Origin of the sequence: Frankia sp. CeD, from assembly GCF_000732115.1 — a bacterium.
Taxonomy (GTDB): Bacteria; Actinomycetota; Actinomycetes; order Frankiales; family Frankiaceae; genus Frankia; species Frankia casuarinae.
Window position 1 is genome coordinate 1 of the sequence record NZ_JPGU01000077.1, and the last position, 6,882, is coordinate 6,882.

Sequence of the window (6,882 nt, forward strand, 5' to 3'; positions counted from 1 at the left end):
GAATACAACCGCTCCCGGCGCAGGATCGCGCCCTTCTCACCATGCCCGGCCGCGTCGTACTCCGCGAGAATCCGCGCCTTGTACTCCGCCGTGAACGTCCGCCGCTTCGCCTTCGGCTCGACCTCCGGGTCAGGCCGCGGCCGCTCGGGCTCGTCATCCACCCGACCATCATCGACCAGGCCCCGCCCGGCCGTCAGCACCATCGCCACGATCAACCCCTCCCTACCCGCCATACCTAGCCTAGACTGACGATGACCTCTGTCTCACATCATCTTGGCAGGTAGGGTTCGCCGACGAGGTTCTTCCGGCGGCGTTCAGGGTCCCGGCGTCGGCGGGCATGCCAGTCTCCGCCGAGGTCCTGGTAGACGGTCTTGTTCGCGATGATGTGCCAGTAGGCGATGAGAATGTCGTGGCGGGNCGCGCCGATCGCTTTCAGGACACCGCGGCGGCCACGGACCTGGGCGTGGTGGGACGCCAGGTAGGTGTCCTTGCTCCGGGCGGCGGCGTGCGCGGCCTCGGTCAACGCGGTACGTAACCACTTGTTACCGTGTCGGGTCCGCCCGGACAGGCGTTTCCCTCCCGAGGTGTTGTTCCCCGGACAGATACCCGCCCAGGACGCGAGATGGCCGGCGGTGGGGAACCGGCTCATGTCCAGGCCGACCTCGGCGAGCAGCACGGTCGCGGTGACCTCACCGACCCCGGTGATCGTGCGGATCCGGTCGACCGTCTCCCGAAAAGGGGCGATCATCACCTCGATCCGGTGGTCGAGCTCGTCGATCTGCTCGTCACACAGGTCGATCCGGGCCAGGAGCTGCGCGGCGAGGAACCCGTGATGCCCGGAGCGGNACGTTCCCGCGAGTGCCTCCTGCAACTGTGGGATCTTGCTGCGGAGTCGGCCACGGGCCTGATCAGCGAGATATTCCAGGGACTGCTCTCCCTCGATCATCTTCTCCAGGATCGCACGGCCCGAGACCCCGAGTAGCTTGGAGGCGACGCTGGTGAGTTTCACGCCGGCGTCCTGCATCAGTTTCTCCAGCCGCTGGATCTCCCGGGTCTTCTCCTCGACCACGATCCGCCGGGCCCGGGTCAGGTCACGCAGGTCCCGCTGGGGTTTCGGCGGCACGAACGAGGCGCGTACCAGGCCGTGCGCGACGAGGTCCGAGATCCACGCCGCGTCCGCGACGTCTGTTTTTCGGCCTGGTACGTTGCGGACGTGGGTGGCGTTGAGGAGCCAGCACTCGAACCGGTCTTCCAGCAGGTGGAACACCGGCTTCCAGTAGACGCCGGTGGATTCCATACCCACCAGAGAAACCCGCTGTTCCGACAGCCACCCGGCCAGCCGGGTCAGTCCCGCTCCCGTCGTGGCGAAGGTCCGCNCCNCCCCCCGCCTGCCGCCACCACGCCCGCCAACCCGGACCGCCGCCACGACCGTGTCCCGGCGCACGTCCAACCCGGCGACCCGGTCGATCACCACATCCATGAAAGACNGCCTCCTCCCCTTACGATCAGTGATCCACACGGACCGCCCGGGGAGGGCCTGTCNTCAAAGATTCTGAGGTACGCGCTCGTGGCAGCAGGACAGGATTCCTCAGGACCTCCGCGCCACACTGACCTACGGGCTCGCAGGCACCACAGAGGGACGACGTCGGACCGGACGGCACCAACATCCNCATCAGGGCAGGGTGCCGGCGCAAGCCGTCATGATCACTGACCTGACCTGGAAGCCCTCGGCGAGCTGCTCGTAGCGTTCACCCTTGCGGAGGTGGACGAGNACCAGGAGTGCCTGCTCGGGTGGGGGCAGCTTGCGCCAGGTCCGNCGCTGGGCGCGATCCTCGGCCAGCAGCCCCGCAAGGAAGGTCAGGGTCGACTCGGGCAGGTCGACGACACCAGGGTAGGTTAGCAACGGAAGTCCTCGGTCAAGGGCACAGTGGGGTAGACACCCTGTGATCTACCGGGGACTTCTCTATTTACGGCACCCCTCCGGCCACCGCCCGNNCAACTATCGCCGCCGCCAGATGACGGAACGACCGGAACCAGTGCCCGTTCAATTCGTCAATTGGTGATCCTCAACGGCCGAAAGAATCAGACAAACAGAGATTGAAAAGGCTCAATGATCAATCTCACTGGCGTCGGGGGGCGTGGTCCGTGTCGGTCGAAGAACTGCAGGTACGTCGCTCGTAGAAGAACTCGATCGAACCGGAGGCCCGTAAAGACCGCCGCTGCGCGACGGTAATCCCGCGTGCCGCCCGTGGGCCGCCCGCGATCTGGTGACGTTCGGCACAGTCGGGCCACACCCCGGAAAGATCGACATTGGTTCCCATCAAAATACCTTGGCGTAAGCCGTGGTCGGCGGCGAGAATAGCAGCGGATGGGAGATCTTCCCCACGCCGCCGCGCGCCTGGAAGGCCGTACCGTGGTAGGGTCCGGCAGTCGTAAGATCATTTTTATTCATCTCTCGGAAACGCCGGCCGACGGAGTGCTTTGGGTGCTTACCGACCCCGGCGAGTAGCATGCGATATCTCTGTCGTGCATGCGACATCGTCATGAAAGGTCGCGGATCGTTCGTATCATGAAGCCAGCCAGTGAAAGGGCCTCGCTGAGTGCCGGCGCGCTCTTCGCGAGTCAGTCGGCGCTGGTCAGACGTCTCTGCAATCGCCGCCGAGTCATCGGGCCTGGCGCCTGCGACTGGAAAGCAGCCGTGGCGCGTGGACCTCAGCTCTCCTTTCGGCCCGCTGGCCCGTGGACCGTAACCACCCTCAGGAGGAGCATGTCCATTCAGTGAAGCGAGACCAGAAGACTGAAGGTCGGTTCGAGCGAGGAGCCCACGAGCATGGTGGACAGCATCAATGCGTTCATGATCTTCGGTCCTCTGGAGATCATTCTCAAAGGAGAGATCATCTCGATTGAGTCCGGAAAGCTCCGCACCCTGCTGGCAGCCCTCCTGCTGGACGCGGGCAGCGTCGTCGGCTCCGATCGGCTGATCGACTGGTTGTGGGACGACCACCAGCCAGCGAACCCGCGGGGAGCGCTACACACGTACATTCGGCGGCTCCGTCAGCTCCTGGGCGACCCGAAGATGCTGAGCACTGTCAGTAGCGGCTACCGCCTGAACCTCGGGACGGCGGTCCTGGACCTGCAGCAGTTCCGCCGGCTGATCAGGGGGGCCGAGGAGACGGCGGACCCGCAGGCTCAGGCGAAACTGCTGACCGACGCGCTGGCGATCTGGCGCGGCCCCGCGCTGGCCGACGTGCCCTCCGAGTCCCTGCGCCGGGAGAAGGGCGCGGCGCTGGAGGAGGAAAGGATGTCCGCGCTGGAGTCCCGCTTCGAGCTCGAGGTGCGCTTGAACCGAGCCGCCCAGATTGTCCGCGAGATCCGCCTCGCGGCTATCGACAATCCCTATCGGGAGAAGTTCTGGGAGCTGCTGATGCTGGCCCTGTACCGGGCCGGCCGGCAGGCCGAGGCACTGGACGTCTACCAGCAGGTGCGCACGCTGCTGGTAGACGAGCTCGGCATCGAGCCCGGCAGCGGCCTGCGGGACCTGCACGGGCGGATCCTCGAGTCCGACCCGCAGCTGTGCCTGCCGGATCGGTCCGCACCCGACGCGGCGACGCCGTCCACAGTGCCGGCCCAGCTCCCCGCCGACGCGATCGGGTTCGTCGGCCGGCAGGAGCTGATGGACCAGCTCACCGAGGCCTTGCGCCCGTCTGGGACGCGCCCGGGCGTACCGGTCGTCGTGTTGTGCGGGCCGCCCGGAATCGGCAAGACGGCGCTGGCTGTAAGTCTCGGCCNCCGGTTGCGGCCAGCGTNCCCGGACGGGCAGCTGTACGTCANCCTGCGCAGCCACGAGCGGCTCGGCCAGGACCCGCCGCTCACTCCGGAGCATGTGCTGCCGCAGTTCCTACGCAGCCTCGGCGTTCCGCCGGGCCAGATCCCGGTCGAGCTGGCCGAGCAGGCGAACCTGTTCCGATCGAAGGTCGCCGGCCGACACGTGCTGGTGATGCTCGACAACGCCTCGAGCATTGACCAGGTGATGCCGCTGTTGCCCGGCGACGCCGGTTGCTCCGTCATCATCACCAGCCGACGGCACCTGGGTGGCCTGGTCGCCACGCTGGGCGCGCAGGTCGTCCAAGTGGGCACTCTGAGCCCCGAGGAGTCCCGCGAGCTCGTCGAGGGCATGTTGCGCAACGTCGCTGTCCCGGTGGATCCTGCGCTGATTCCGGAGGTGGTGGCGCTGTGTGCGTATCNCCCCCTCGCCCTGCGCATCGCCGCCGCCAATCTGATCAGTTTCCCGGGCGGCCACGCCGACGAATACGTGGACAGCCTGCGCACGGGCAACCGGCTGGCGGCGCTTACCGTGGACGACGACCCGGTCTCGGCGGTGTCCAACGCCTTCGCGCTGTCCTACGACTCGGTCGGGCCGGACGATCGCCGGTTGTTCAGCCTGGCCGGGCTCTTCCCCGGGCCCGACTTCTCGGCCAATGCCGTCGCTGTCCTGGCAGACATGAGCACAGCCCAGACCCGCAACTCGTTGAACAGGCTCACGGTGGCGAACCTGCTGCAGCAGCAGGCGCCCGGCCGGTACCAGTTTCACGACCTGCTGCGGGAATACGCTTACAAGCGGGCAGGCGACCATTTCACTGCCCAGGAGATAGCGGCGGCAGTGGACCGTCTCGGCCTGTGGTACCTGGTCGGCACGAGAAACGCGGTGGATATCCTGCACGTGGAGTTCCTCCGGCTCCCGCTGCCGCCAGAAACACGCTCCGTGATCGACGCGCCGGAATTCGTCGACGAGAGCCAGGCGATGGCNTGGCTGCTCGCGGAGTGGCGCAACGTCCTTGCTTGTATGCGCGCGCTCGACGGTTCCTGTTCAAGCCATCTGACCTGGCATCTTTCCGATGCGCTCCGCGGGTTCTTCTGGACCGGAAGATATCGGACTGAATGGTCGGAGGCGGCGCACGGCGGTCTGATTGCGGCCGGTCGGAGTAAGGACAAGCTCGGCATGGCCGCGATGCACCGCAGTCTCGCCAACCTGTATAACACGCTAGGTGACTATCGTCAGGCGATAAACCACCTTGCTGAAAGTGTCGCCCTGCACACCGACCTCGGCATGTCCGAGGAGGTGGCCGCCATCCTGAACAACCTCAGTCTCGCCCATCTGAGTCTCAGCCAGGTCGATCAGGCCGAGCGCATCGGGCAGGAGGCCTTGGCGATCGCCCGGGAAGTCGGGTCCCCGCGGACCGAGGCCGCCGCGCTTGGACTACTCGGCCAGATCCACTGGGCTCAGGGCGACATGACTGTGGCCACGACCTACATCACGTCGTCGCTGCGGGCCGCCGGCGAGCTCGGGCTGCATCACATCACCTCGTACAGCCTGAGGAACCTGGGCCTGGTACGTGAGGCGTTGGGAGATCTGGACGCTGCGAAGTCCTGCTTCTCCCAGGCTCTTGAGGTCTCCACGCGTATCGACTCCTTCTACGACCGGAGCATCTCGCTCTACGGGCTCGCGCTGGTGCACCACGATGTCGGTGACAACCAGGCCGCGCTTGAGTTCGCCGAGCAGGCGCTGGGCGCCTTCCAGGAGTGCGGTGACCGGACCTTTGAGGCGGAGACCCTCTGCATCATGTCGGGGATCAACGCCGAGCGCGGGGACTGGACCGCATCCATCCAGTGCGCCCGGCAGGCATTCGAACGGGCAAACGCCATCGACTACACCGACGGGAAGGCCTACTCGCTCGTCCGGATCGCGCTCGCGGACGACCACTTCGGCCGTGCCGCCGCCGCGGCGCTGCACGCGGCAGACGCCTTCGCCCTGGTGGCCGGCACCAACCGGATCACTCAGCGCAGGATCCTGGTAGACCTCGGGCTGATGTACGCCGAGCAGCAGGAGTTCGAGCGAGCCACCGAATGCGCACAACGCCTGCGCACCATCTCGGAGGAGACCGGGCAGCTTCTGGGCGCGGCCGAGGCGAAAAGGATTATGGCCCTGGTCACGCGCCGGTCGAACCTTTTGCCATCCGCCGAACCCCTCCGGAACGAAGCGTCGTAGACCGTCGGCTGGACCGCGTGCCTGATACAACCCGGGTGCGCGGACCGCGCGACATCCGGCCTTTCTCACCCTCTGATCATGCGCCCCTCGGCGGAACTGGTCTGATACGCCGGCGTGGTCCCGCTGATGTCAACCGCCAGCCAGCCGTCAGCGGCACGAAAGGATGGTCGGGGTAGCTTTGTCCTGCGCAGGAAATATGCGCCCAGTACAAGCAGATGCCGTCCTGGCGACGGGCGCAGCAATCAGCGGAAGAAATCCCGCGCAGGACCCCAGCGAAGGATCCGTAGATGCCGGCTGACACTGAGATCGCACACACCGAGGACTCTCTCCGCGAGCTGCACTTCATGCAGACGGTCGACCGTTCCCTCATCCACCGTCACGCGCTTTCCGAAGTGTTCCTGACCGACACCGTGCCAGGGCCTCGGCAAGTTTGCTGGTAAGCAGACTTTCGGCGTTGTGTGGGGCTTCCAGTGGNGTTGCGTAGCGCGCTTCTGACGCGAGGCCGGGGGCGTCATGGGTGCGGGCACGGCTCCTGGAGATCATGGAGGTTCCTACNCCGTCATGATCGTCTCGAGGTGCCATGCCCGCCGCACCAGTATTACCGCCTGCCCCTGTTCTCGATCGGCTGGCTGCCGTCGGCGCCGGCAACCAGCCTCCGTCGCCGGCGGGTCTGCTGGCGGTCTTCAACCAGCTACCGGACCCCCGGAAGCCCCGCGGCAGGCGGCACAGCCTGGCCGCTGTGCTGACGCTGGCGACCTGCGCGGTGCTCGCCGGGGCGCGGTCGTTCACCGCGATCGGTGAATGGTCCGCCGACGCCGGCCAGGCGGTCGCGGGCC

At 66.6% G+C, this 6,882-nt stretch carries 4 protein-coding genes and 1 pseudogene; 2 read left to right on the forward strand and 3 right to left on the reverse strand.

All coding sequences use genetic code 11. The features are described from left to right. From CED_RS24050 to CED_RS20575, 3 genes and pseudogenes are all read right to left on the reverse strand, one after another. Positions 1-203, reverse strand: a pseudogene (locus CED_RS24050) (hypothetical protein); the annotation flags it as partial. A gap of 65 nt (positions 204-268) precedes the next feature. After that, entirely contained in the window at positions 269-1,480 is a 1,212-nt protein-coding gene (locus tag CED_RS20570; RefSeq protein ID WP_035913461.1) for an IS110 family transposase, read from the reverse strand. Between the two features lie 192 nt (positions 1,481-1,672). Then, on the reverse strand, positions 1,673-1,903 hold the full coding sequence (locus CED_RS20575; protein WP_011436542.1) for an IS5 family transposase: 231 nt from the start codon (positions 1,901-1,903) through the stop codon (positions 1,673-1,675). Positions 1,904-2,830: 927 nt separating this feature from the next. Between CED_RS20575 and CED_RS20580 the strand changes: the two genes are divergently transcribed. Then, positions 2,831-6,046 carry a BTAD domain-containing putative transcriptional regulator gene (locus CED_RS20580; RefSeq protein WP_084680889.1) on the forward strand — a complete coding sequence of 1,072 codons (3,216 nt, stop codon included), beginning with the start codon at positions 2,831-2,833 and terminating at the stop codon, positions 6,044-6,046. A 580-nt stretch (positions 6,047-6,626) separates the two neighbouring features. Continuing rightward, the coding region (locus CED_RS20585) for a transposase family protein (protein WP_035913463.1) at positions 6,627-6,882 on the forward strand (256 nt) is incomplete at its 3' end.